The sequence below is a fragment of the Clostridium gallinarum genome (genome assembly GCF_014836325.1).
GTDB lineage: Bacteria > Bacillota > Clostridia > Clostridiales > Clostridiaceae > Clostridium > Clostridium gallinarum.
On record NZ_JACSQZ010000010.1, the window covers coordinates 21970 to 47124 of the forward strand.

The 25155-nt window shown below is 27.0% G+C and carries 25 protein-coding genes and 1 riboswitch; of the genes, 6 read left to right on the top strand and 19 right to left on the bottom strand.

Annotated features, from left to right (window positions below):
* The first annotated feature begins 121 nt into the window (after nucleotides 1-121).
* Nucleotides 122-1081, top strand: coding sequence for an alpha/beta hydrolase (locus tag H9660_RS04320; protein ID WP_191748901.1), 960 nt, complete (start codon nucleotides 122-124; stop codon nucleotides 1079-1081).
* 97 nt (nucleotides 1082-1178) lie between these two features.
* Here the strand turns inward: H9660_RS04320 and H9660_RS04325 are convergent, their stop codons facing one another.
* Entirely contained in the window at nucleotides 1179-1739 is a 561-nt protein-coding gene (locus H9660_RS04325) for a beta-class carbonic anhydrase (RefSeq protein ID WP_191748903.1), read from the bottom strand.
* A gap of 196 nt (nucleotides 1740-1935) precedes the next feature.
* Here H9660_RS04325 and H9660_RS04330 point away from each other — a divergent pair, with 196 nt between their 5' ends.
* Complete coding sequence (locus H9660_RS04330; protein ID WP_191748905.1) at nucleotides 1936-2244, top strand: hypothetical protein; 309 nt, start codon at nucleotides 1936-1938, stop codon at nucleotides 2242-2244.
* 104 nt (nucleotides 2245-2348) lie between these two features.
* Nucleotides 2349-2867, top strand: coding sequence for a DUF5698 domain-containing protein (locus H9660_RS04335; protein WP_191748907.1), 519 nt, complete (start codon nucleotides 2349-2351; stop codon nucleotides 2865-2867).
* A 35-nt stretch (nucleotides 2868-2902) separates the two neighbouring features.
* Here H9660_RS04335 and H9660_RS04340 read toward each other — a convergent pair whose 3' ends face one another.
* From H9660_RS04340 to H9660_RS04350, 3 genes are all read right to left on the bottom strand, one after another.
* A complete protein-coding gene (locus H9660_RS04340) occupies nucleotides 2903-3427 on the bottom strand; it encodes a hypothetical protein (protein WP_191748909.1) in 525 nt (174 codons plus the stop codon).
* A gap of 163 nt (nucleotides 3428-3590) precedes the next feature.
* Nucleotides 3591-4097 carry a GNAT family N-acetyltransferase gene (locus H9660_RS04345; RefSeq protein ID WP_191748911.1) on the bottom strand — a complete coding sequence of 169 codons (507 nt, stop codon included), beginning with the start codon at nucleotides 4095-4097 and terminating at the stop codon, nucleotides 3591-3593.
* A gap of 14 nt (nucleotides 4098-4111) precedes the next feature.
* Nucleotides 4112-4573 (bottom strand): YdeI/OmpD-associated family protein, encoded by a 462-nt coding sequence (locus H9660_RS04350; RefSeq protein ID WP_191748913.1) that lies wholly within the window; start codon nucleotides 4571-4573, stop codon nucleotides 4112-4114.
* Between the two features lie 82 nt (nucleotides 4574-4655).
* Between H9660_RS04350 and H9660_RS04355 the strand changes: the two genes are divergently transcribed.
* Nucleotides 4656-5450: a phosphotransferase gene (locus H9660_RS04355; protein WP_191748916.1), complete on the top strand. Its 795-nt coding sequence runs from the start codon at nucleotides 4656-4658 to the stop codon at nucleotides 5448-5450.
* Nucleotides 5451-5512: 62 nt separating this feature from the next.
* Nucleotides 5513-5926, top strand: a complete 414-nt coding sequence (locus H9660_RS04360; RefSeq protein ID WP_191748918.1) for a hypothetical protein — start codon at nucleotides 5513-5515, stop codon at nucleotides 5924-5926.
* A 232-nt stretch (nucleotides 5927-6158) separates the two neighbouring features.
* Here the strand turns inward: H9660_RS04360 and H9660_RS04365 are convergent, their stop codons facing one another.
* Nucleotides 6159-7010: a DegV family protein gene (locus H9660_RS04365; protein WP_191748920.1), complete on the bottom strand. Its 852-nt coding sequence runs from the start codon at nucleotides 7008-7010 to the stop codon at nucleotides 6159-6161.
* A gap of 128 nt (nucleotides 7011-7138) precedes the next feature.
* Nucleotides 7139-7609 (bottom strand): L,D-transpeptidase, encoded by a 471-nt coding sequence (locus tag H9660_RS04370; RefSeq protein ID WP_207729406.1) that lies wholly within the window; start codon nucleotides 7607-7609, stop codon nucleotides 7139-7141.
* A 537-nt stretch (nucleotides 7610-8146) separates the two neighbouring features.
* Here H9660_RS04370 and H9660_RS04375 point away from each other — a divergent pair.
* Nucleotides 8147-8698, top strand: a complete 552-nt coding sequence (locus H9660_RS04375; RefSeq protein WP_191748922.1) for a 50S ribosomal protein L25 — start codon at nucleotides 8147-8149, stop codon at nucleotides 8696-8698.
* Nucleotides 8699-8775: 77 nt separating this feature from the next.
* Here H9660_RS04375 and ascB read toward each other — a convergent pair whose 3' ends face one another.
* From ascB to H9660_RS04440, 13 genes are all read right to left on the bottom strand, one after another.
* Nucleotides 8776-10215, bottom strand: a complete 1440-nt coding sequence (gene ascB / locus H9660_RS04380) for a 6-phospho-beta-glucosidase (protein ID WP_191748924.1) — start codon at nucleotides 10213-10215, stop codon at nucleotides 8776-8778.
* Between the two features lie 113 nt (nucleotides 10216-10328).
* Nucleotides 10329-12200: a beta-glucoside-specific PTS transporter subunit IIABC gene (locus H9660_RS04385; RefSeq protein ID WP_191748926.1), complete on the bottom strand. Its 1872-nt coding sequence runs from the start codon at nucleotides 12198-12200 to the stop codon at nucleotides 10329-10331.
* A 290-nt stretch (nucleotides 12201-12490) separates the two neighbouring features.
* The gene (gene licT, locus H9660_RS04390) at nucleotides 12491-13327 is read right to left on the bottom strand and encodes a BglG family transcription antiterminator LicT (protein WP_191748928.1); all 837 of its coding nucleotides are present in this window, start codon (nucleotides 13325-13327) and stop codon (nucleotides 12491-12493) included.
* 251 nt (nucleotides 13328-13578) lie between these two features.
* Nucleotides 13579-14214 carry a YczE/YyaS/YitT family protein gene (locus tag H9660_RS04395; RefSeq protein WP_191748930.1) on the bottom strand — a complete coding sequence of 212 codons (636 nt, stop codon included), beginning with the start codon at nucleotides 14212-14214 and terminating at the stop codon, nucleotides 13579-13581.
* 159 nt (nucleotides 14215-14373) lie between these two features.
* Entirely contained in the window at nucleotides 14374-14997 is a 624-nt protein-coding gene (locus H9660_RS04400; RefSeq protein ID WP_191748933.1) for a DUF47 domain-containing protein, read from the bottom strand.
* A 25-nt stretch (nucleotides 14998-15022) separates the two neighbouring features.
* The gene (locus H9660_RS04405) at nucleotides 15023-16075 is read right to left on the bottom strand and encodes an inorganic phosphate transporter (protein WP_191748934.1); all 1053 of its coding nucleotides are present in this window, start codon (nucleotides 16073-16075) and stop codon (nucleotides 15023-15025) included.
* A gap of 163 nt (nucleotides 16076-16238) precedes the next feature.
* Nucleotides 16239-16442: a heavy-metal-associated domain-containing protein gene (locus H9660_RS04410; protein WP_191748936.1), complete on the bottom strand. Its 204-nt coding sequence runs from the start codon at nucleotides 16440-16442 to the stop codon at nucleotides 16239-16241.
* A gap of 51 nt (nucleotides 16443-16493) precedes the next feature.
* Nucleotides 16494-18083: a family 20 glycosylhydrolase gene (locus tag H9660_RS04415; RefSeq protein WP_191748938.1), complete on the bottom strand. Its 1590-nt coding sequence runs from the start codon at nucleotides 18081-18083 to the stop codon at nucleotides 16494-16496.
* A 240-nt stretch (nucleotides 18084-18323) separates the two neighbouring features.
* A complete protein-coding gene (locus H9660_RS04420) occupies nucleotides 18324-20606 on the bottom strand; it encodes a xanthine dehydrogenase family protein molybdopterin-binding subunit (protein ID WP_191748940.1) in 2283 nt (760 codons plus the stop codon).
* A gap of 4 nt (nucleotides 20607-20610) precedes the next feature.
* Nucleotides 20611-21069, bottom strand: coding sequence for a (2Fe-2S)-binding protein (locus tag H9660_RS04425; protein WP_191748942.1), 459 nt, complete (start codon nucleotides 21067-21069; stop codon nucleotides 20611-20613).
* Complete coding sequence (locus tag H9660_RS04430; RefSeq protein ID WP_341479571.1) at nucleotides 21059-21856, bottom strand: FAD binding domain-containing protein; 798 nt, start codon at nucleotides 21854-21856, stop codon at nucleotides 21059-21061. The genes H9660_RS04425 and H9660_RS04430 overlap by 11 nt, the downstream gene beginning before the upstream one ends.
* A 39-nt stretch (nucleotides 21857-21895) precedes the next feature.
* Nucleotides 21896-23236, bottom strand: a complete 1341-nt coding sequence (locus tag H9660_RS04435; protein ID WP_191748946.1) for a solute carrier family 23 protein — start codon at nucleotides 23234-23236, stop codon at nucleotides 21896-21898.
* A gap of 158 nt (nucleotides 23237-23394) precedes the next feature.
* Nucleotides 23395-23494: riboswitch (purine riboswitch) on the bottom strand.
* 110 nt (nucleotides 23495-23604) lie between these two features.
* Nucleotides 23605-25119 carry a bifunctional metallophosphatase/5'-nucleotidase gene (locus H9660_RS04440; protein ID WP_191748947.1) on the bottom strand — a complete coding sequence of 505 codons (1515 nt, stop codon included), beginning with the start codon at nucleotides 25117-25119 and terminating at the stop codon, nucleotides 23605-23607.
* Nucleotides 25120-25155 lie beyond the last annotated feature (36 nt).

Sequence of the window (25155 nt, forward strand, 5' to 3'; positions counted from 1 at the left end):
TACATCATATGGATATTATTTAGAATTGTCAATATTTTCTTAATTTTCATTAAATATTGTTATTTATATTAATAAGTGCTACTATTATTTTAAATATATTTTATTGAATTAAGGTGATATTATGAATAAGAAAAAAACTCTACTAATTTCTACTGGAATTTTAGGAACTCTCTCCATTGGTGCTTTAACTGTTATAGGTAATTATTTTTATAATTTGGCCCTTAATCCTAAAACGTCTAAAGAATCTATATTTGGATCAAAGGAAGAAGAAAATTCTACTAGTGGAGAATTAATTAATGAAGATTTAAATTGGCTTTTAAATTATTCTAACTATTCTAATGTAACTATAAAATCTTTTGATAACTTAAATCTTAATGGCTATAAAATTTTGAATAATTCATCTACTGATAATTGGGTTATAACTGTTCATGGATATACAAGTAAAGGAATAGATATGAGTAGTTATGCCAAGAAATTTTATGATATGGGATATAATATATTAATGCCTGATTTAAGATCTCATGGTAATAGCGAAGGTACTTACATTGGTATGGGATGGATAGATAGATTAGATATTTTAAAATGGATAAACTTTATATTAAAAGATAATAAAGAAGCTAAAATTATACTACATGGTGTTTCTATGGGTGCTGCAACTGTAAGTATGGTTTCTGGAGAAGCTTTGCCTAATAATATTAAAGCAATAATAGCTGACTGCGGTTATACATCTGTTTGGGAACAATTTTCTCATAAATTAAAAGATTTGTATTCATTAAATGATTTCCCTATAATGAATGCTTGCTCTATTATCTCTAAATTTAAAGCAGGCTATAGTCTAAATGAAGCATCTTCTTTAAAGCAAGTTTCAAAATCTAAAACTCCTATTTTATTTATACATGGAGATAAAGATGATTTTGTTCCATATAAAATGATGGCTGATTTATATAATGCTGCTAATTGCCCAAAAGAACAGTTAACTATAAAAAATGCTGGACATGCAGAAGCTTCAAAGATAGATCCTAAACTCTATTGGACAACCATTACAACTTTTATTGCAAAGTACTTAGACAGTAATTTATAAATAAAAGTTAATTTAAATAATTCTATTAATATTTTTTAATTAAATTATTAAGAGGCTGTTTTTAACAGCCTCCTTTTATGTATATTAACTAATATTTTTATTCATATCCATTAACTATTACATCTAACTTTCCTGTTTCTGGATCAATTGCTAATCCATGAACTACAATTTCCTTTGGTATTAAAGGATGTTTTTTTATTGTATTTACACTATCTTCTATAGATTTTTCTACTGAATCAAATCCATGAAGCCATTTTTTTATATCTATTCCTCCATTTTCAAGAGTTTCTATAGTTTCTAATGAAATTCCCCTCTCTATTATTTTTTTCATTAAATTATCAGTACTTAAATTACACATCCCACAACTATGATGTCCAATAACAAATATTTCATCTACATTGAATTCATATACAGCAACTACAATACTTCTAATTACACTCCCAAAAGGATGCATAATTGAAGCCCCTGCATTTTTTACTATTTTTACATCACCATTTTTTATATTTAAAGCTCTAGGTAATAAATCAGTAAGCCTTGTATCCATACATGATAAAATTAAAATTCTTTTATCTGGCTCTTTTGAAGTTTTATATATCTCATATTCTTTGTTTTCAACAAAATTCTTGTTAAATTTTAATATTTCATCTAATTTGCTCATTTATTTCCTCCATAATTTTGTTTATTTTTTATATTTTACAACATAATTATAATTTTCCCTATATTTATCCAATAAATCTATATAAAAAAATAATTTCCTAGCTTTTTTTGGAAATCTATATTATTATATATACAAATACAAATTAAATTTAATATGAATATATTCTTATTAAAAAACATATTTTAAGGTGGTAATTATGGAAACATACGCAATAACATTTTATTTAAACGAACAATCTCATTCATGTGGATGTGACGATCATGATCATAATCATGAACATCACCATCGTGATGATTATGATATAGTTTCAACTATAAAATCTCTTGGAGCTTGGGCTAACTTTATGCCAGATAGCTATTTAGTTAAAACTAATACTTCAGCTAAAGATATAAGTGAAAAAATTAAACCATTTTTACAATCAGGAGATTTATTATTTGTAACTAAAGTTTGCAAAGATGATGTAGCTTCATTAACTCCTGGAGTAGTTGAATGGATTAATTCTTAAAATAAAAGGTTGCGAAAGCAGCCTTTTATTTTAAAATTCAAAGAATTTTTCAATGATTCTTCATTTTAAATTCTAACTTTACATTATAGAAAGGAAGTGATAATTTGTTAAATGCACTATCTATTTTTATTTTACAATTAATTTATGTTCCACTTTTAACATTAAGAACTACCTTTGTTGTTAAAGGTAAAAAAATACAAGCATCTATGTTTGCTTTTTTAGAAGCTGTTATTTATATAGTAAGTCTTGGAATAGTCTTTTCAGATTTAAAGAATTTTTTAAATATAGGAGCTTATATTTTAGGATATGGTATTGGTATTTATATTGGTGGAAAAATTGAAGAAAGACTTGCAATTGGATATAGATCAATTCATGTAAACTTAATAAACTATAACTCTGAGCTAGTTAATAAATTAAGAGAATTAAAATTTGGAGTAACTACATATGAAGGTGAAGGTATGAATAAAGAAAAAAGATATAAACTTGAAATAGTTTCCCATAGAAGTAGAGAAAATGAAGTTATAGCCTTAATTCAATCTTTTGAAAAAAATGCTTTTATTGTTTCATATGAACCTACTCAATTTAAAGGTGGATATATTACTAAGCAAATAAAAAAATCATAAAAAATAGCCATATAGATTTTATCTTATGGCTATTTTTATAAATCTAAATTATCTCTACTAATAGTTACTGCCAAAAAGGTAAATAAGCTAGCTAAAAATGATTTCCAAGATGATATAACTTCTCTATCATTTAAATCATTTCTATGTTCACATTTACTTTCTTGTAACAAAGTGTAATTTAAAATTAAGAAGATTCCTGTTGTAAATAAAAACATGGTGTTAGTTAATCTCGGAAAATTAGTTGTATCTATAAAATTTTCTTTAAAATTTGTATTAAATAACTCATCTGAAATTTGTGCTTTTAAACTATAAACGTAATACAAATTTAAAATTGTAGCAATAACTACTATAGTTACTAGATCTATGCTTAAATTCACAATACCTAATTCTTCTAAAAGTTCATCCCGGTTAGGTGATTCAGTAGTCGCACCATCTTTCATAACAGTTTCACTTTCTTCTTGTGTTGTTTCTGATGAATCTATGATTATTTCTGCTCTTCTTCCTCCAAAAAGATCCGCTGCTGCTCTTCCTCTTCTTTTTCTATGTTTCTTTTTAGCCAAAAATACCCCACCTTAAAGACATAGTTATAATATAAACTATGCACTTTCTATTGGTGGGGTACTATATTATAAATATTTAATTTCCTTTCTATTTATCTGCAAATTGGCTATTGTATAGATTTTAATGAAAATCATATTCATCGTAGACTTTCATTGAAAAATCCTATAATATTACTTTTTCAAAAGCTAATCTCTTACTTCCATCTTCTAGATATATTACTCCACAATATATATAATTATTTTTTAATAATAACCCTTGCATTGCTTTATTATTTTCATGAGTATCTATTTTTATATTTTTTATATTTCTTAATAAACATATTTTTTCAACTTTTTTAAGTATTTCTGTCCCAATACTTTTTATTTCATCTATTTTACATGCAGCAATTCTATGAACTACAGCATATTTTCCATTAGATATCCACTTACCTTCATAAATTGTCTCATAAGTTTTTTCCCCATTAAAGGAAAGTGCTGTTGTACCTATAATTTTATTATTATGTTCTAATACATAACTTTCATCATTTAATATATCTCTCAATATAACTTCTTCATTTGGATACCCATTTTGCCACTGATCAATACCATTATTTTTTAGTAATATCTTCCCTTCATTAATTATCTTCATTACTTCATTTACTTCTTCTTTTTTTGTTTTTCTAAAAATCATATGCTACTCCTAAATTATAACTTAATATTATTTTCTAACTTTTCTATAGCTTCTTCCATTCTTTTCATTTTCGTTTCTTCTTTTTTTGCTGAAGTTATCCATTGAAAATACTTTCTTTTTTGAGAATACGATAAACTTTCATAAAAACTATATGCTTTATTACTTTTCTTAAGTTTTTCCTTAAATTCTAATGGAAGTTCTATTATTCTTTCTTCCTCATCTTTTTGTAATTCTACTCTTACCATATCACCATAAGTTTTACCAATTTTATTTCTTGTCTCTTTAGTTATGCCTATCATATAACAAGGTAATCCCATTTTTACTATAGATCCTCTATAATCTACATCATCAAATTTTACTTTTACCTTTACTCTTTTTGCTCCAAATTCTTTTTCAACGTCTATTGGCACTTCTATATATGTAGCATCTTTATCTTCATATTTTTTTATTATAGCTTCAAAATCATACTTTTTCATATTATACTCCTATTTTAATATTAATTTTTATTATTTATTATATCTGATATAATAAATAATAAAAATATTTATAGGTGACTTTATGAATAAAAAATTTAAAAAAATACCTCTAAAAAAGCTTGGTGGTTTAAATAACTCTAATTACCTTTTTGAACTCCAAAATAAAAAATATGTTTTGAGGGTTCCTAGCAAAGATAATGATAATAATTTTTATTATGAAAATAAAATACTAAATTTAATTAAACCTTTAGATATTTCCCCAGAAATAATTTATCATAATAAATATACTGGAGTTTTAATAAGCAAATATATTAAAAGCAATAAATTTGATATTAATTTTTACAATTCAAGTACTTTTATTAATTCAATAGTTAATATATTATTTACTCTTCATAATCAAAAGAGTAATAATTATTTTAATCCTTTTAATGAAATTTATAAAAATATAGAATTTTTAATTAGCATAAATTTTAATTTTAACCATGACATAAACATTTTAATAAATAAATTAAAATCTCTTGAAAAAGAATTAACAAAAAAAATTCATTATGGTTTATGTCATAATGATTTAAATACTTCAAATATTTTATATTGTGATAATTTAGTTTATCTAATAGATTTTGAATTTTCAGGAATGGGAGATATTTTTTTTGATCTTGCAACAATATCTTGGTTTTTAAAAGATACTTTTCAAAAGGAACTAATTGAAACATACTTTGGACATTATAATATCGATCTACAAAATAAGTTAAACAATTATCTTTTTGTAGTAAAATTATGGAATGCAACTTGGAGTTATATAAAATCACTAAATAGTAACTCAATTTATGATTATAAACTTGGTGCCAATATGATATTAGACGATTTATTTAAATAAATTTAACACCCTTAGTATATCTATCATATAATATTTTGAAAGATTCTAGGGAGGTATTAAATTTGGATATTAGCTACATAGAAGAATATATTAAAAATCTTGATTTAAGTATTACAGAACTAGAATCTCTAGGTGCCTCATTTAATGTACTTGGATATTCAATAATTTTTTATGGTTCTAAAAAAGAAAATTATGATTTGCTTATAAATAATGAATCCGATGTAACCCCTTCTGAACTACTTTTACTAGGACAATATATTATAGTAGTAGGTTATTTAATTCTATGTTTTGTTGGAAAAAAACGATTTGAGTCAAGTTTACTTAAAGTAGAATATTTAGATATGCAAAGAAATTTATCTGCATATAAATTACTTGAAAGGTCTTATATAATAAGTTCTTTTGCAAACTTTTTAAGACTTGAGGCCTTTTATGAAATTTTCTTAGAAATAAATTCATTAAGTAATGAAAATGAATAGAGGCTATTTGAAACAGCCTCTATTTTATATTTCTTAAATAAAAAAAGAGATAAACATTATATTCCTTGTTCCGTCACATGCGCTCCAAGTCAACCTCATACAATGTTTATCTCTTTGCAAGCTGAAAGAAGGAAATTATAAAAACTTATTCACAGGGTAACATTTTACAATTTTCTATAAAATAAAAGAAGCACAATATCTTTGTTCTTATACAAAGATATTGTGCATTAAATTACTTTAATAAATCATGCTTTTTTATACTTTGAATTGCTACACAACTTGGACCGCCCTGTGTAATAAAAACAGGTCCTAATTCTTTTATTTCAATATCAGCATCAGGAATTTCACTTAATATAACACTTTTTGCTTCCTCTGCTAAATCTATATTTAAAGCATGTGTAATATAAATCTTATATTCATTATTAACATTTTTTTCCATAAAATATTCTGCTATCTTTTTTATAGCTTTTTTAAATGTACGTTTTGCAGTAAACTTAGTTAATGATTTTCCATCTTCTGCAAGCATCATAACTGGTACTAATTTTATTGCACTACCAATTTTACCAACTAATGAAGATATTCTTCCACCTCTTACTAAAAAATCAAAATCATTTGGTATTAAAAACGATATAGAAGTTTCTATATATTTATCTATTTCTTTTATAATTTCAGTCTTACCATAACCATTTTCAACTAACTTAACTGCTAAGTCTACTAAGTATCTCTGTGGTCCACATAATGTTCTTGAATTAATTACTTCTATTCTTTCTGGATTACTATCCATATTTTTTGCCATACATGCAGAATTATATGTTCCTGATAATCCATCTGCCATAGAAATATTAATTATCTCATCATCTGGATATTTATTATATAAACTAGCAACTTGTCCAATTGGAGGCTGAGAAGACATAGGTACATGACCTTCATTTATTAACTCAATAAACTCTCTTGAAGATATATCTTCATATTCTATATAAGTTTTATCATTAATAGTTACTACTAATGGTGAAATATCTACACTATTCGCTTGTCCTTCTTCTACTGAGTAAAGTGCAGATGAGTCTGACATAATTTTAATCATCTTTTCTCTCCAATTCATATCTTTATATTATTTAAACAATTGTTTTACCATTTCAGAGTACCATGTAAATATCTATTTGGTCAATATATTTTTTGTAAACATTTAATTTTTTAATCTCAAAATTCTCTCTAATTAATAACTACTTTACTCCCTGCTGGAATATTATCATATATCCATTTAGCATCTACCTTTGTCAATCTAATACATCCATCTGATAAAGCCATTCCAAGTCTTCCATCTCTAACACTTCCATCTAAGTTATATATAATTGAATGGAAAAGATAGTTACCTTTAAATTGTGTATAATACCAACATTTATATCCCTTTTCAATTCCAAAATAAAGACCTTTTATACCAACTTCATATGTTCCTACAGGTGTAGGCGTAGTCTTCTTTCCTATAGTACAAATATAACTTTTTATTAATTGCCAGTTATTTTTTGATCCCATTAAAATATTAACCTTAAAATTCTTTAAATCTACCCAAATAAAATATTTTGTCTTACTTACAAATCCTGCTGAATTTATATAATCTGTGGTTTTATCGATATAATTTTTTTCACCTCTATGCTTCCAATAATTCTTGTTAAAAATACTCAATTTAATACCTCCATATAAGTTTATAAAATATATTATGCAGATATAATACAAATTTCTAAAATTATTAAAATTTTCTTATTTAATTAATTCTATAAATCACATTCTTTTAATTACATTAAAAATAGTTTTATTAGTTTATTTTAGGTATATTATTTATACTAAATTCATATATTTTTCTAGTATAAATAATCTATAAATAAGATTCTAGTATACTATTTATAAAATTTTATTATATTTCATTTAATTTATACGTTAATTTCCCACTTTAATAATATTTAACTTTTATTATTAATTTATCATAATTATTTCACATTACCATTAATATTTGTTTTAATTTTCTGAATTTTATTAACAATTTATCATTACCATTATTTGCTTTTTATTATATACTTATGTAAAATTATAATAATATGAAGGAGGCTGATGCATATGTGGGGCTTAGATTAAGCTCTATTATTGTTTTATAGTAGTAATACCTTAAATTTATAGAGCTTAATAATCAATTCATTAAAAAGCTATTTAAGGAGGTACTTATAAATGACAAATTTAAATTTTAAAGTATATGAAAGAAATGTAAAAGAAAATCAAAATAGACTTAGGAAAACTGGACAAATCCCAGGAATAATATATGGTGAATTTCTAGAGGAAACTATACCAGTTAAAATGTGTAATGCTGAACTTAGAAGAATGCTTAGAAAAAATAGCAGTGGATCTATATTAAACGTTTCACTTGAAGATAAAACAATTAATTGTGTAGTTAAAGAAGTACAAAAAAATGATAGACATGAAATTATTCATGTAGATTTTCAATATATAAAACCAAATGAAATTATTAAAATGAGGATTCCAATTAAGTTTATTGGACAAGATATCTTAGAATCTAAGAGACTTACATTAGAAACTCATAATTTATATATAGATTTACAAGGAGATGTTGAAAAAATTCCTGAATCTATCGAATTAGATGCATCTCAAATGAGTCTAGATGATAAAGTATTAATTGAGGATATTGTTATTCCACAGGATATAACAATTTTAAGTGACCCTAAAACTTTACTTGCAGTAGTAAGTAGCCAATATTTTAATTAAATTATATTTTATAATTTTAAAAGGATGATTCTTAACCTATAAGAATCATCCTTTTAGTTAATTAAAATATAATTATTTTATAAATTTTCTCCATTACTATTTATAACTTCTTTATACCAATAAAAACTTTTTTTCTTTCTTCTTTCTAATGTTCCATTTCCTTCATTATCTTTATCAACATATATAAAACCATAACGCTTTTTCATTTCTCCAGTTGAAGCAGAAACTATATCTATACATCCCCATGGTGTATATCCTATTAAATCTACTCCATCAATTATTGCTTCTTTCATAGCTTTTATATGCTCTCTTAAATACTCTATTCTATAATCATCATTTATAGATCCATCCGCTTCTATTATATCATTGGCTCCAAGTCCATTCTCTACTATAAATAATGGCTTTTGATATCTGTCATATAGAGAATTACATGTTATTCTAAGACCTAGTGGATCTATTTGCCATCCCCACTCTGATACCTTTAAATTAGGATTTCTAACAGTTTTAAATACATTCCCTGCAGTTTGTCCTTTTAATATTTCAGGATCTGAACTTGCACATCTACTTGAATAATAACTAAAACCTATAAAATCAACAGTATTATTTTTTAGTATTTCTTCATCATCTTCTCCAAATACTATCTCAATACCATTTTCTCTTAAAAATCTTTTTGCATATCCAGGATATTCTCCTCTTGATTGTACATCTATAAAGAAAAGATTTTCTCGATCTTTTTCTTTTGCTAATATTACATCCTCTGGATTACATGAATATGGATAGAATTCTCCAGCTGCAAGCATACAACCTATCATAGAGCCAGGAATAATTTCATGAGCTAATTTTGTAGCTAAAGCACTTGCTATAAGCTCATGATGAGCTGATTGATATTTAATTTGAAGTTCATTTTCTCCATCTTCAAATCTAACTCCTGCCCCCATAAAAGGTAAGTGTAATATCATGTTTATTTCATTAAATGTCATCCAATACTTAACTTTATTCTTATATCTTGTAAATATGGCCTTACAATAATTTAAATAAAAATCTATAAACTTTCTATTTTTCCATCCACCAAACTTTTCTATTATACCTATTGGTGTATCAAAGTGGCAAATAGTAACTATAGGTTCTATTCCATGTTTTATCATTTCATCAAACATTGAATCATAGAATTTTAACCCTTCTTCATTTGGAGTTTCTTCATCTCCATTTGGAAAAATTCTTGACCATGCTATAGATACTCTTAAGCATTTAAATCCCATTTCTGCAAATAAAGCAATATCTTCCTTATATCTATGATAAAAATCGATTGCTTCATGAGATGGATAATATTCATCTTCTAAAGGCTTTAACACATCTATTTTACCTTCCATAACTTTTCTACGGTTCACACCAGCAGGACATAAATCTACAGTTGTTAGTCCTTTGCCTCCTTCTTTATATCCACCTTCACATTGATTTGCTGCTAAGGCTCCTCCCCAAAGAAAGTTTTTTGGAAATTTATCAAATTCTTTTTTCATATTATTACCTCCAAATATGCTTAAGTTATATTACAAACTTAAAATATCTATCAAATAAATTTATTTATATCTTAATTATCTATTAAAGGGCTGATTACTCAGCCCTCTAACTTTTAGATTATACTTATAATAGTATCTCCTTGATTTACCTCTTTATTTTCACTTGCTATAACTTCTAAATAATCCATAGTATTTGTTACTATAATAGGTGTTACTAATTCATAACCTTCATTTTTTATAGCTTCCATATCAAATTCTACTAAAGTATCTCCAACTTTTACTGTATCCCCATCTTTAACATGTGCAGTAAAATGCTTTCCTTCTAATTGAACTGTATCCATTCCTATATGAATTAAAATTTCTGCTCCATCATCAGACTTTAATCCTATAGCATGCTTAGTTTTAAAAAGCATTTGAACTTCACCATTTATAGGTGATACCACTTTACCTTCCTTAGGATTTATTGCAACACCTTTTCCCATCATTTCTGATGCAAAAGTTTCATCATTTACTTTATTTAAAGGCACAATTTCTCCTTTTATTGGACTAGATATAGTAATTTTATTAACTAAAGACTTTTTCTCTTCATTTTCATTAACTTTAACTTCTTCTTTAACTTTTTCTTCAGCATCCTTATATAGTACTAAACAAGCTACAAATGAAACAACAACACTTATTACAGCGCCTATACATGCATATACAAAATTCATCATTGATTCTCCACCAATATAACTTGGTAAAGTTAAAAATCCTGGAGATCCACCTGAATAATTACATACACGGAATAATCCTAGGAATAATCCACCAACAGCTCCACCTATCATTGATGCATATAAAGGTGTTTTAAATCTTAAGTTAACACCATATAATGCTGGCTCTGTAATACCACAAACTCCTGTAATACCTGCTGATGATGCTAATTGTTTAATTTCTGATTTTTTTGTTTTAAATGCTACTGCTAAAGCTGCTCCACCTTGAGCTACATTTGATGCCAACATACCAGGATATATTATTGTGTCATATCCCATAGTCATACGATTGTTTATTCCTATTGGAATAAGTCCATAATGAGTTCCTGTCATAACTAATAATGGTGTTAGTCCACCTATTAATGTTGGTACTAACCAACTTGCATACGATTCTACTGTTTTAATTGCTAATCCTACTTTATCGCTTACAATATATCCTATTGGTCCAATTACCACTAATAAAACTATTCCTGTTACTAATGCTGTAATTAAAGGCTTTGTAAAGAATTTTATAGCCTTTGGTGATACCTTATCTGCTATTGGTTCTACATATGCCATAAACCAAACTCCAAGAATTATTGGTAATACACTTGAACTATATGTTGCTAGTGATATAGGTAATCCAAATACTCCTATAGACGTTCCCGCTTCTTTAGCAGTACTTACCATAGATACAAATGTTGGATGTAATAACATTCCACCAAGCATCATTGCTAAATATTGATTACATTTAAACTTCTTAGCTGCTGAGCTTGCTAATAATATTGGTAAGAAGTAAAATGCTGCATCCGCCATAAAATCTATAACTTGATAACTTTGCGATTGTGGTGTTAATAAATTAAATGCCTTTAATAAAGCAAGTACTGCTTTCATCATACCAGCTGCTGTTATTGCTGGTAAAATAGGTGTAAATATACCTGTAATAGTATCTATTACTTTAGCTATTGCTTTTCTATCATCTACTTCTTCAGTATTAGAATCTTTTCCTTCTAATTTACTTATTTTCATAATTTCTTTGTAAACATTATTCACATCATTTCCTATAATAACTTGGTATTGTCCACCTTTATCTACAACACCCATAACACCATTTAGAGCTTTTAGTGATTCTGTATTAGCCTTTTTTGTGTCTTTTAAATTAAATCTTAATCTTGTTGCACAATGTGTTAAATTCGATACGTTTTTTTCTCCGCCTACTTTTTCTAAAATTGATTTAGCTAAATTTTCATAATTCATAGCTTAATTCCTCACTTTCAAAATTTATTATTAGTAAATTTGAAGAATTAAGGTTTTGCCTGATCGAATCAGTTACAATCCTATGAAACTTCTGGTTATAAATTTAAATATCTACTATCACCTCTTCTAAAAATTATTATCAGTATTTTTATATAAAAAAACCTAAATTAACATAAATACTTAACTCTAAACTAGATAGTAATGCGCAAATATATCACTATATATTAGTTAAATATTATTGTTAACTTAGGTTTTGCCTGATCGAATCAGTTACAATCCAAAAGTCATTATTATTGATTTTCTTTTACAACTCTTGCAGTATGTACTATTAAATATAACTTTTCTTCTTTAGTCAAGTCGCTATTAAACTTTTGTTTTATAAATCCTTCTATCTTCTTTGTACATTCATAAGATTTAGGATACTTATTTTTTATAATTTCAAATAATTCATTATCATTATCTTCATAATAATTTCCATTTACTAATCGTTGAGCAAAAAACTTTAAATGTGTAACAAATCTATAATAATTTATTGATTCCTCATCAAACTCTATATTGAAATGATATTTAACTATTTTTAACATTTCATTTATTAAGTTTACTATATCTACAATCTGAGGCATGTCTTGATTTAATTCACCATTTAAAATATGCATTGCTATAGTTGCTGCTTCATCTTCGGGAAGTTCTACTCCTAGTCTATTCTTTATCATTTCTAATGCTTTAAGACCTATTTCAAACTCATTTTTATGAAGCCTTTTAATATCCCATAATAGGACATTTTTCATTTCTAAATGACTTTTATATCTTAATACTGAAAAACTTATATGGTCAGTAAGTGTTAAATATATATTCTCATTTAATTTAGTGGCTAACTTTTCTTCTGCATATTTTATTATCTCTTCTGCTATTTCTAAATTTTCTACAGGTATATCTTTAATTAGTTCTACTAATTTATTATTTATACTTTTATTTTTTAGTACAAATATTTTATCAATCTTTTCCTCATCTATAGCATCACCTTTCTTTTTTTGAAAGGCTATCCCTCTCCCCATAACCACTGCTTCTTCATTATCTTCATTAATAATAGTTATAACATTGTTATTTAACACTTTATTTATAAGCATATCTCTAACTCCTTCTCTTATTGTTATATTAGAAATATTTTATCATAAGAATATTTTTGAACACAAAAAACCTAAATTAATAGCAAATAGTATAGTACTTGTACTAATACTAATTTGATATCAATTTAGGTTTTGCCTGCTTCCCAGTAACAATCCTTAAATGAATCATCATTAATATACTATTATATTATTATATTCTGTAAACATTGTCAACATGTTTGTAGGATAATTTTAATTAAAATATAATTTTTTTATAAAAAAATTATATTTTCGACTTTTTCTTTAAACATTTTATTTATAATAAGAACTATTCTTCCTACTAATATAGCTGATAATACTGTTCCAATCCCAATTCCATCTAAGTTCTTACCTGAAAATAGTAATATTAAAACAGCTAAACTTACTACTACACAATCAAAATATATTTTTACTTTTCCAAACTCTTTATTAACTTTAGTACTAATAACTTTAGTTAATCCGTCTGGAGCAACAGGTACTATATTTGATGTTATAGTTAAAAATACCCCCATTGCAGTAATAAAAAAACTTAATATAACCAATATTACTCTCATAAAATAATTTTCTAAATTTATATTAATAATTATATTAAAAAAATTAACTAATTGTCCGAATACTACTGCAAATATAATTTGAAGTAATTGAATCTTTTTAAAATCTCTTTTTAAAATAATCATTTGAATAATTACATAAAATATAAATAATATAGTTGATGCAACTCCTAAGCTTATATTACTTACTTTTGTTAAACTAAATGGAATTGAACTTATTGGGGATACTCCAAGTTTAGATTTAATTGCTAAAACACTACCTAATGCCAATAAAAATAATCCTATAATATAGAATATAATTCTATTTAAATTCTTCATTAATTTCTCCTAAGTTTATTAAATTTATATTTGCGCATTACTAACTTAAAATTATACTAAATTTTTTTTCATTTTTCTATCTTTTGTTTTAATTAATACACTAATAAAAATTTTTATAAAAAAAGAACTGTTTACTCACAGCTCTTTTTATACTATGTATTAAGAATTTTTCATTATTACACTTTCAACTACATTTGCAACATTTTCGCAAACATCACAGCATCTTTCAAAATATTTAAAAGTATCTGTCCAAGTCATTAATTCAACTGGATCTTTTGAATTTAAATAAAAATTTCTTATAGTATTAATATATAGCTTGTCTCCATCTTCTTCTAAATCATTAATATCAATGATAAGCTTTTGGATTTTAGAAGATTTCTTAAAGTTATAAAACTCTTTCATAACTTCCTTTAATACATCACAATTCTTTATTATAATATTGGAGAACTCTAAAGCTTCTTTTTTTATTTCAACTATATTATACATATATATTCTTGTTAATACATCTTCTATAGAATCAGTAACATTATCTATTTGATGTGCTAAATCTATAATATCTCCTCTTTCAATTGGAGTAATAAATTCCTTAGCTAATTTATTCATCATTTCATGTTTTTTTAAATCGGCATTATGTTCAATTTCATGCATTTCTTTTATTTTATCTTCTATTTCATTTGAATTAAAATTTACTAATGTACTATGAAGTAAATTTGCAGCATCACAAGAATAATCTACTAATTCTGCTAGCATTTCAAAATAATTATTTTCTTTTTTACCTATCATTAAATTTCACTCCTATATATTAAATTTAAAATATCCAAATAAATAATTCTGCCATTAAAAACCCTATTATTCCGCATCCTGGAAATGTTAATATCCATGTCCAAATCATTTCTTTAACAACACCCCAATTGACAGAACTTAATCTTTTAGCAGCTCCAACTCCCATTATTGCTGTAGTTTTTGTATGAGTTGTACTTACAGGAATACCTGTTACTGAAGATAATAGAAGACATCCTGCTCCTGCTAAATCTGCTGCAAACCCTTGATACTGTTCAAGCTTGACCATATCCATACCAACAGCTTTTATTATCTTATATCCACCTATAGATGTTCCTAGGGCCATAACTAAAGAACAAAGAATCATTAACCATACTGGTATAACAAAGCTTTCAATGTCACTTCTTCCATTAGCTAGAAAAATACCTAACATAAATACCCCCATAAATTTTTGTCCATCTTGAGCTCCATGCATAAATGCCATAGCAGCCCCTCCACATATCTGAGAGTATTTGAAAAATCCACTAGTTTTTCTACGATCAAATCCCTTAAATATAAAACCAATTATTTTAACAGTGATCCATCCCATAAAAAATCCTAAAAACGTAGAAAGTATTAGACCATATATTACCTTCATCCACTCGCTACCATTTATCCCCTTAAGTCCACCTTGAAGTGCAATAGCTGCACCTGATATCCCTGCTATTAGTGCATGACTTTCACTAGTTGGAATTCCAAAATACCAAGCTGTTGTTGCCCAAACAACTATAGCAAATAAAGCAGCACATAAAGCTATTAAAGAATAATGTGCATCCCCTTTAAAATCAACCATATTATATATGGTTTGTGCAACATTTGCATTAATCATAGTCATTACAAATACGCCTAAAAAATTAAAAATTGTAGCCATTAAAATAGCTGCCTTTGGTCCTATTGCTCTTGTAGATACACATGTTGCAATTGCATTAGGTGCATCTGTCCATCCATTTACTAAAATTACCCCTAATGTTAAAATAACCGTAATTAATAATGGAATATTATTAATTAACTGTCCTAAAAATTCAAAAAAAGATATACTCATTAGATGTCTCCTTTCAAGTTATTCCTCGTTAACAAAATATTAATTATATATTAACATTTTGTATTTCAATATTAAATATTTTTAACCAAATCTTAACATTGCAAATTGAAATAATTTTTTTATTAAAAAAAGCCTATGTATAAATCATAGACTTTTACTATTACTATAAAATTTCATGCCCTGCATTATTTAAGCAGGCCTTTATTTGAGTTTCTGTAGCAGGCTCATTATATATTACCTCAACACTTCCTCTCGCCATATCAACACAAACTTGGTTAACCCCATCTATTTTTTCTAAAGAATTTTTTACTTGTGTTTTCATATTTTCATTTGTAATTCCATTAATTTTATATTGTGCTCTTTCCATTTTAATTCTCCCTTCTTATTTTAGTACAAATATATTATGCTCAATTTATATTTAATTATTTTTCCATATTGTATTATCTTTATAATAGTTTATTCCTTCATACTCCATTCTAATTCCCTGTTTTTCCAATCTTATTTTATATTCATTCCAATTTCTTTCACTCTTAGGAGTCCATCCAATTTCAGCATATCCAAGTAGCCTTGGATAAATCATATATTCCATTTGTTTTATATCACTTATATTTTCTGTCCATAAAGGAGATTCAATTCCTAAAACTAAATTCTTAGGTGCATAATCTGTAGGATCCCAGTTATATGCTGTTTCTATAGGAATATATCCTGCCCAATCTAAACCATATGGTGTATTCTCATTATATTTCATGTCTAAATAAGCTTTATTTGCAATAGAAATTATCATTTTCATATTTTTCTTTCTAGCTGCTTCATTTGAATCTTTCCAATTTTGAAGTATAACACTTGAATTTATTTCTGGTGAAGTATCTATAGGATCCCAACCTATAGGTGTTTTACCATACTTCTCAACTATTTTAGATACCCTTCCTACAAAGTAATTATAATCTTCTTTTTTAGTGCTATCAGCTTCATCTCCTCCCATATGAAAATACTTTGAAGGAGAAATTTCAGATATTTCTTTTACTACAGTTTCTATAAATTCATAAGTCTTCTCACTATCAGTCATCAATGTACTAAATCCTACACTAGTTCCAGTATATAAAGGCTTCCTTTTTCCATCTGGATTCAAAAATCCATATGATGCTAAGGCTGCATTAGTATGACCTGGCATATCTATCTCTGGAATAATTTCTATGTACCTTTTAGCTGCATACTCAACTATACTCTTAAACTGTTCTTGAGTATAATATCCTCCAGGCCCTCCACCAACTTCAGTACTTCCTCCTATTAAAGTTAAATCCGGATAAGCTTTAATTTCAATACGCCATCCTTGATCATCTGAAAGATGTAAATGAACTTTATTAATTTTATATTGAGCCGCATAATCTATTTGCTTTTTTATTTCTTCTTCAGTAAAAAAATGTCTGGCTACATCAATCATTACCCCTCTATAACTATATTCCGGTTTATCATAAATTTTTGATATAGGTAAACTCCACTCTATATTATTTACTAAATTTGACTTTTCAATATCTGAAGGTAAGAGCTGAATCATAGTTTGAATTCCTCTAAATAATCCTTCTGGTTTATATGCAGTTATTTTAACTCCATCTTTAGTTATATCTATTTCATATCCTTCATTACCTAACTCCGATTTTCCATCTAAAGTAGTTAAGTAAATATAATTTCTAGCTAAGCTTTCTTTTTTATTTATAGTAAGGTTATATCCAGTTGAAGGGCTTAATTTTTCTTTTAGATATTCTGCTATCTTACTTATTTCTTCTGTTTCTTCTTTATTATTTCCATTTACTAATATATTAGTATCTTTATTAACTGTAAATTTTCCTTCTTTTCCTTCATAGGATAAAGGTTTTGGTATAATAGTATTATTAGTATTTTCTACTTTTGCTGATACTTCTATTTCCTCTTTATTATTAATTGTTGTTAAGCCAACAAAGTAAATACCAATTAACCCCAAAGTAACTATTAAGTATTTCTTAGTTTTCATAAATAATTTTTATCCTCCTTATAATTTATTTTCCCGTAATTTTATTATTTGAGTTTTTATTATAAATAATTCATTTAAACATTCCTCTTTATATACTCTTATTATCTTAATACAAATAGCTTAATAATATTCCCACTCTATTTACTCTATAGATAAACTTATATAAATATATAAAAACAAAAGTTCAATAATATTATCTACATAAATAATATTATTGAACTTTATTATTTTATTTAATATTTAAATATCTTTTTTCAGCATTTCTAAAGCTATCTTTTCTGCTGTTATTGGAAGTGTTCTAATATTTACTCCCGAAGCATTATACACTGCATTTGCTAGTGCTGGAGATGGTGTATTTATAACAACTTCTCCTATTGACTTTGCTCCAAAAGGACCTGTTTCTTCATAACTGCTTTCAAAGTCTACAGTTATTGTTCCTACATCTAATCTTGTTGGAATCTTATACTGCATGAATGAACTATTCTTCATTTTACCATTTGCATCATAGGTTATATCCTCATATAATGCCATTCCTATTCCCTGTGCTATTCCACCTTCTGCTTGTATTTTAGCAAGAGCTGGATTAATCACTGTACCACAGTCTACTACACCCACATAATTAATAATTTCTATATTTCCTGTTTCCTTATCTAGTTCTATTTCAACAAGTCCAGCCATAAATGGTGGTGGTGAATATGGACTTGAATGAGATTCAAGTGCTGATATACATCTTCCACTTCCACCTGCAATTTTATAAGCTAAATCTCTTCTGCTTATTTCTTTACTACCATCTAAAGCAAATACTTTTTTACCGTCAAACTCAACTTCATCTATTGCTAATCCTAAAGCTTTTGCTCCTTCTTGAATAATCTGTTCTCTTATTTTATCACAAGTTTTAAGAAGTGCCATACCAGTTACATAAGTAGTGCTTGAAGCATAAGAACCTGTATCATAAGGTGATTGATCTGTATCTACACCATTTACAACTATATCACTCATTTCACATTCTAAACTTTCTGCAAGCATTTGAGATAATATAGTATCACAACCTGTTCCCATATCCGCTGCACCTATGTTTAATGTATAGAAACCATCATCATTTAATTTAACTTCAACAGAGGCTATATCTACATTAGATATTCCAGAACCTTGCATTGTCATAGCAACACCAACTGAACGAACTTTTCCATTGCCCATATCTCTGCAAGGATATTTTTCATCCCATCCAATTAACTTTTTACCTTTTTCAAGACATTTATCTAATGCACAACTTCTTAGTAATTCATCATAATAAGCTGGCATAACCTCTCCAACCTTAACCATGTTAATAGCTCTTATTACTGTTGGATCCATTTTTAATCTTGCTGCTAATTCATTAACTGCTGATTCTAGTGCAAAACATCCTTGAGTTGCTCCATACCCTCTAAATGCTCCAGCAGACATTGTATTAGAATAAACAACATCATATTTAAATCTAATAGCCTTTGCTCTATTATATAAAGGCATACTTTTATGCCCTGAAAGACCTACAGTTGTAGGACCATGTTCACCATAAGCCCCTGTATTAGATAAAGTATACATATCTATAGCCTTAATAACACCATTTTTATCTGCACCTAATCTAACCTTTATTTTCATTTCATGTCTTGATGTAGATGCTCTAAATGTTTCTTCTCTATCAAATACCATAAGAGCTGGTTTTCCTGTTTTCATTGTTACTAAAGCAGGAAATATTTCACTAACAACTGTTTGTTTAGCACCAAAACCTCCACCTATTCTCGGCTTAATTACTCTTACCTTTGATTTAGGAATATCTAATGCATTTGCAAGTATTCTTCTAACATGGAAAGGGATTTGTGTTGCACTAACTATATTAAGTCTTCCATAAACATCTAAATGAGTAAATGTTCTAAAAGTTTCCATCATTGCTTGTGCATTAGCCTTTGTATGATAAGTTTCTTCTATAACTACATCACAATTTTCAAGTTCCTTTTCCACGTCTCCATTCTCAAAAGTATCTGAAGCACAAATATTTCTTTTAACTTCATTTCCTATTGGAAAATTAACCTTATAATCTTCTTCATTATGTATAATAACTTTATTGTCTATAGATTCTTCGAAATTTAATATTGCATCAAGTTTTTCATATTTTACTTTAATAAGTTTCATAGCTTTTTTAACAGCTTTTTCATTTTCTCCTGCAATTATCGCAACAGGATCTCCAACATATCTAACTATATTGTCTAATATTAGTCTATCATAAGGACTTGGTTCTGGATAAGATTGACCAGCCATAGTAAATCTAGACTTAGGTGAATCTTCATAGGTTAAAATGCACTCAATCCCTGGCACTTTCATCGCTACATCTTTGTTTATTTCTAAAATTTTAGCATGAGCATGAGGACTTCTAAGTACTTTAACTACTAAACATTCTTTAGGAGCTAAATCTTCAGTATAAACTGGCTTCCCTGTTACTAGGGATATAGCATCTACTTTTGCTATTGCCTTATTTACTATCTTCATAAAACTATACCTCCTTATCCATCGCTAAGTATTTTTTTATGGCTCTTAATTGTCCCATATAACCTGTACATCTACATAAATTACCTGATAAATATTTCTTTATTTCTTCTTCTGTAGGATTTTTAAGTTCTCTTTTCATTGCTATAACATTCATTATAAAACCTGGACTACAAAATCCACATTGTTCTGAACCTTCACTTGCCATAAATCTTCCAAACTCTAAAACTTCTTCCTCTAATCCTTCTAAAGTTGTAACTTTCTTTCCATTAGCTCTTACTGCTAAAGTTGAACAAGATAATATCGGAGTTCCATCTAACCAAACTGTACATAATCCACAATTAGATGTTTCACAACCTCTTTTAACACTTAAATATCCTTTAGATCTTACATAATCTATTAAAAGCATATCTGCTTCAATATCATCAGTATATAATTTTGAGTTTATCCATATCTTAATTTGCATATGATGTTCCTCCAATTATCTTTTCTATACATCTTTTTACTAATACTTTTGCAAGTAGTTCTCTGTATTCCTTTGTTCCTCTCATATTAGTACCATAAACTAATTCGCTGGCTACTAAATCTAAAGCAGTTTGAATTTCTTCATTTGTAGGATTATTAGATAAAGCACTCTGCGCTTTATATGCAAGTTCTGCTTTTATCGGTCTTCCTCCTACAGAAATCTTCCATCCATTTTCTGAATTACTTACAGCAACAGCTAATACAGGAAAATCTGTTTTTGATTTTCTATGAGTTAAATATGCTGATTTACAATTATTTTTCTTTATAATTATATTAACTAGAATATCCTTCTCATATGGCATATTACAAAAATCCTCTAATGAAATTATTCCACCCTTATACATTTCTACCTTAGTATCTAAAGCTAAAAGTGCTGTTAGAATATCTGAAAATCCAAATCTTGAATATATACTTCCACCAATAGTTGCAGAATTTCTAAATTGAACTCCAACTATATTCTCAACTGATTCTTTTAAAATATTATTGAAGTATTTATTTAAACTTTCATTAGTTTCTATATCTCTAAGAGTTGTCATACAACCAATCTTAAATTCTTCATCATTTTCCTCTATTTTATTTAATCCTAAATTAGATAAATCTATTCCTGTTCCAATTGCTTTGTTCCCCATTTTCATCCAAAGCAATCCACCTAAAATAGAATTTGCTTTTCCCTTTGTCAATAAACTATAGGCTTGTTCTAAACTTTCTGCTAGAACATATTCCCTCATTGTAAACAAACTTATTCCTCCCCATTTTAACAAATTATTTTATTTAACTAATTCTTCTTTATCTATTGAAAACTCTATGTTTTCTTCTAATTTTTCTTTTGGTAATATAAAATTCATAAATGCTGCTACTATAAATGAAACTACTATTCCACTTTGGGAAAATATAAGACTAGCCCAACTTGGTAAATGTTGTAGTGCATCAGGAACTGAACCTAGTCCAAAACCTAATCCTAAAGATACAGCAATTATAATAGGGTTTCTTCCACTCATATCTTGTTTAAATACTAACTGCATTCCACTAACAGCAATCATTGAAAACATTATTATAGATGCTCCTCCCAACACAGATTGTGGAACTGCTGAAACAATTGCCCCAAGCTTTGGTATAAATCCCGATAATATTAAAAATATTGCTCCAGTCATAATAGAAAATTTATTTACAACCTTTGTCATTGCTACAAGTCCAACATTTTGACTAAAAGATGTATTTGGTAAAATACCAAAACACGCTGCTATAAAAGACCCAATCCCATCTGCTAATACTGCACCTGATAACTCTTTATCTGTTGCATCTCTATCAAGTCCTCCAACTGTTATTCCTGATACATCACCTATAGTTTCTACAGCTGTTGCTATGTACATAATTAACATAGGTATTATAACTTCAATATCAAAATTAAAACCAAAAGCAAAAGGCTTTGGAATACTTATCCATCCCGCTGCTTTCACTCCTGAAAAATCAACTTTTCCCATAAAAAAAGCTACTATATAACCAACTATAATTCCAATTAATATTGCTGATGTCTTTGCAAAGCCTTTTGTAAATTGCATTAAAAATACAATAATTGCCATTACTAAAAATCCTAAAAATAAATTACTTGGTGAACCAAAATCCTCTGCACCAACTCCCCCAGCAAAAAACTTTATTCCTGTTGGAATAAGTGAAAGTCCTATAGATATAACAACTACACCCGTAACTACTGGTGGAAAATACTTTTTTAATGGCTTTACAAAAAATCCTAATATAATTTCTAGTATAGCTCCAATTAAAGAAGCCCCAAGAACAGATGAATATCCATATGTAACTGCCGTCGCTTGTACTGTTGGTACAAAACCCGAACTAGTCCCCATTACTATCGGAAGTCCTGCTCCAACTTTCCATATTGGATAAAGTTGAATTAAAGTTACTATTCCTGCTATAAACATTGCATTTTGTATTAACATAGTTTTTTGATCAATTGGCATTTGTAATAATCCACAAACAATAATAAGTGGTGATACATTTCCAACAAACATTGATAACACATGCTGCATTCCTAATGGAATTGCTTGCTTTAAAGATACCCTTCCCTCTAATTGATAAATACTGCCTTTCTTCACTTTTAAATCCCCCTAAGCAATCTCATATATCTCCTCCATCATTTATTTATAGCCACATATTATTCCAAATAACAAAATACTTCCATATAATAAAAACATCCTTTTACAAGGATGTTTTCTAAATCAAAATAAATGTTATTTTAATAATAACAGATTTTGTTCGGAAATATTAACCTCGTAGTCTCCTAAATATACGGTAGGAGGTAGAAACTTCAGCCCATTTTGCTGATATATACGATTTATTTATTCTTTACACGAATAATAATAACATATTTTTCTTTATTGTTCCATAATTTAGATTAAATTTTTGAAATTTTTTATACATTAATAAAAAACGTTAGGAATTAGCCTAACGTTTCAAACTTTAATTAATATTTAAATTTATAACAACTTCCATCTGGAATATCTACTTCCCTATGTCTTTGGAAATAATCTATTATAAGTTCACTCATATCCATATTTATTTCTTTTACTACTTCTGCATTTTCATAAGCTGGATATATTGCTGTATTACTTGCTCTATAATTATTTAAAACTATAGTATAATCCTTATTTAAATCTAGATTTTCATCATCTTTTTTCATTGAAATTACTCTATCATAAAACTCTTTATTTAAATCTACTTCGTAACTTAATCCTGCAAAAGTATCATAATTATAGTTTTGAACTTTTGGAACTAAAAATTCTTCATTTATTTTAATTTCATTATTTTCTAATACAAAGTATGTTGCAGCTTTTTCAATAGCTTCTTTTATTTTACTACCTTTAACTTTAAGAACCTTTAATGTATTAGGATAAGGATAGTTAATTAAAACATCTCTAATTGAAACATTCTTTTTAAATCCAATTGCAGTATCGAATAATGATAATGCTGAAAAATCAGCATTTGAAACTTCTAATTGTACTTCATGTAAAAAGTTTATAAAAGGATGTCCTTCAAGTCTAGCTTTAAAGATATTATCTAAAATTATATCATTTTTAAAATGACCTATTTCTTTATCTAAATACTCTTGTAATTCTTCATTAATCTTAGTGAATCTTTTTTCTAAATCACTATTTATTTTATTATTTAATTTTGATACATCAACTAATTCATAAGTAGATTCCTTTGTTTCTGTATCAATTACAATCTTAGTAAAATTTTGTCCATTATGCATAGGTTGAGCACAAATAATTCCATTTAACTTAGTTATAAATGATCTATGTTGATGTCCACTTAAAACTATATCTATAGAATCATACTTTTCTAATAATTCACTTGCTTGATTTTCTTTTGTTAATTTTTCAGTTGGTATATTTTTACCATCTATGCTTTTCTCAAATCCACCATGATAACATACTATTATCATATCACTTTGTTCTTTTAATTCTTTTTCATATTTTCCATACATCTCTACCGGATTTAAGAATTCCAAATCTTTTATATTTTTCTCTTGCTCCCAATTAGGAATAAATGATGTTGTAAATCCTATACACCCAATCTTAAAACCATTTATATCAAAGATTCTATAAGGTTTACTTTCAAAAGGTAAGCCTGTAATATTTGCATTTATTATTTTATTAGATATACTCTTGTAAGCAGTAGTTAAATAATCTAACCCATAATTAAATTCATGATTACCTAACACATATGCATCATAATTGATATCCTTTAATAATTCTACAATAGGATTTGAATCTATATCCTTTTTAGATAAATAATGAGTTAAAGCTGAACCTTGAACTAAATCTCCACAATCTATCTTTAAAGATACATCATATTTTTTTTCATCCTCTAAAATATAACTTCCTATTTTTAATATACCAAGAGATTGTTCTGTTACATAATTAGTTGGATATACAAAACCATGTAAATCGCTTGTTTGATAAATAACTAATTTCATAATGCCCTCCTTTGTTAAAAGAGGATGTTAAAAAAC